This window comes from Endozoicomonas sp. ONNA2 (assembly GCF_024606365.1).
In the GTDB taxonomy this organism is placed as follows: domain Bacteria; phylum Pseudomonadota; class Gammaproteobacteria; order Pseudomonadales; family Endozoicomonadaceae; genus Endozoicomonas.
Genome location: NZ_JAHHPO010000631.1, coordinates 1 through 2,471 on the forward strand (window position 1 = coordinate 1; position 2,471 = coordinate 2,471).

Genomic DNA, 2,471 nt, shown 5'->3' on the forward strand with positions numbered 1-2,471 from the left:
TGAGGGTGGCGCAAAATATTTTCACGCGCCATGGGCATTTGTGTCTTTGTGGTGCCCTTCTTTTTAAGTCCTTTCGCAACACCCTCTAATGCATACCGAACCTCTCCGTAAATTAGCCTCCCATTAAACTCTTATGATTCCGGGCAGAAAGGGGCTGTTCCACATCCTGCAGACTCCGGGGGGGGTTATCGGAGTTAATTAATCAAAGGACAATCAGGCTGCCCGTGAACTTCCTGAACTTTGGCCTGTCCATTAAAACCGTGAATCAATGGTTGCGACGTGTCTCGCAGTGCCGGTAATAACTCATTAATAATGGGGCAAATCAATGAGTGACCCTTTGTCTTCAAGTGCCGCCGGTGTCCCGATGGCACCGGATTGGCCTGCTCATCTGCCGACAAAAACCTCACCCTCTGACTCCCCGTCCACTATCGCGCTTGCGCAGATAAGTCCTCAGAAACAGCCCCCACTGAAACAACCTTTATGCCTGAATTCAGGATGGCAAACTGTGTGGCAAAGGAGGATTACTGAACTTCCTCCCGAACTCTTGGTCAGGATTTTTGACTACCTTGAATTCGATGATATCCGCCATGTAAATGCAACCTGTCTGGCATTTCGGGATGTGGTCAAAGAATACAAATACATTCAGGAACTGTCTTATTTTGCCCGGCTTCCCCGACGTTTCCGGGAACAGTTCCAGCAACATGCCCTTGGGCAGAAAAAATCCCGGTGCTTTCATCCATTTGCCACTCCGGCATCACCCAACAACAGAGGGATATCGTTCAGGGACAGGATAATAAAGAACCTCCCGCAGATGTCCGCCCTATTATGCCTTGACACCTTGGGGAGGATGGAATCACGTCCGGCTTATCGTATGGTCAAGCGATTAAAAGTTACGATCCCTCAGCGTGCAGCATGGCATTCACAGCCACAGACCGGTTCCGCTCTTGAGGTTCGCTTCAGCCCATCCTGTCGCCATCTGTTGTTTTATGGCCGCTGCCTGAATGACTCCCGGGTTCTGGCCAGGGATGACCAGGGGCAATGGGCAGAAGAGCACCTGAATTGGTCTGATAACAGCCGCTCCCGGGTGGTTTCCGGGGCAAATTTCAGTGCGTGTGAAAATCGCCTGTTTACCTGGAACGGTATGAATCGCGCGAATATGTTGCAACCTGCCGACAACCGCTGGAACGAGGACGACAAGGTAAAGTTGTCGGGTCATGCGGTCGTGTTCAGCCCCTCGGGGGAATATATGGCGGCCTACAAGCACGATCCTCTCATCGTCTGTCGCATGGACAACAATAATGAATGGCGGAAAGTGAAGGTTAACGGCCTCTGCGGAGAGTTGATTAAACAGGCCCTGTTCAGTACATCGGAGCGATATCTTGCACTCCTCTGGTCGCATCTACCATTTTGTGCGAGTGAAATAACGATGCTATCTCTGAACGATTGTAGCGCTAAAGACTGGAAATCACAGAGGTTGGAAAAATGTAAAGATGATTATGTTACTCATGCCCAATTTAGCCCGGTCACGGATCAGTTTCTGGTGGGTTTTGAAAAACATTATGGCATTCCCGGGCGGGTCTCAATATACAGCCTGGAAGCATCGGGAGAATGGGAAGAGACTATGATCTTCCCATACTTTTGTACGGTTTTCTTCAGTTCTACCGGTCAATATCTATTCAACAAGGCCTCGTTCACGGGCTTCGTGGGCCTTGGTATGCAGCAAGATATGCTGCAAGACAGGGTCAGAGACCGTGATGTGCTGCTATGGCGCATACCGGAAAATTTGTCTGCCGGGCCGCTGGACGATGGTCGCTTGCTGCAGCCAGATGCCGTATCAAGAGCGATTCTTGATTCAGAAATAACGCTCAGACACAATTCTCTGGTGAAAGTGGCGCGGTTCAGTCCGTCTGACAACCACTTATTGGTCAGATGCGAGTCGGGTACAGTCTACATCTGGGGGAAGAGCCAGACTGGACAATGGGCAATTGAAACCATCACCGAAGAATGCGCCCCAATCACCATACCCTGGTTTAGCCCGTCCGGCCTTCATGTGCTGACCTGGAACCCTTCAATGGCAGGAATCCTCGGGTGCAGCGATCAACAGCACTGGTCACTCAAAGGGGTTATCAAGCAAGACGGTATTCTGAAAGCCTACTTCAATCCACTATCAGAGCATGAGGTGGTGGTCCTGAGCCAAACTCAGAATGGCGACGTTACCAATATCCATTTACAAGTCTGGGAAATAAGAGACGCTGGTACGCCGGATTGAAGGCAAATGCGGTATGCATTACCACGCAGAGCGTGGAAATAAGAAGACACCGGAGCCTGCTGGATGTCAAACAAACTGTTTCTGTCCGGAAACTTCCTGCCCTCAGGTCTGTCCAATATCACCATGAATCCATGGTGATGAAGGTTCCCCCCTGTGCCAACATAGTTGTCGCCTCTCCTGAATTTAAAAACCTAAACAGGGG

Annotated in this window: 2 protein-coding genes; both read left to right on the plus strand. The window is 50.3% G+C overall.

The window, feature by feature from the left end; genetic code table 11:
• Nucleotides 1-325: 325 nt before the first annotated feature.
• Complete coding sequence (locus KDK14_RS11105; RefSeq protein WP_257265181.1) at nucleotides 326-2,269, plus strand: F-box-like domain-containing protein; 1,944 nt, start codon at nucleotides 326-328, stop codon at nucleotides 2,267-2,269.
• The coding region (locus KDK14_RS11110) for a hypothetical protein (RefSeq protein WP_257265182.1) at nucleotides 2,266-2,471 on the plus strand (206 nt) is incomplete at its 3' end. The genes KDK14_RS11105 and KDK14_RS11110, both read left to right, overlap by 4 nt.

Coding starts and splice junctions, on each gene's coding strand:
- KDK14_RS11105 (WP_257265181.1), top strand. CDS start 326: ATGAGTGACCCTTTGTCTTCAAGTGCCGCCGGTGTCCCGATGGCACCG.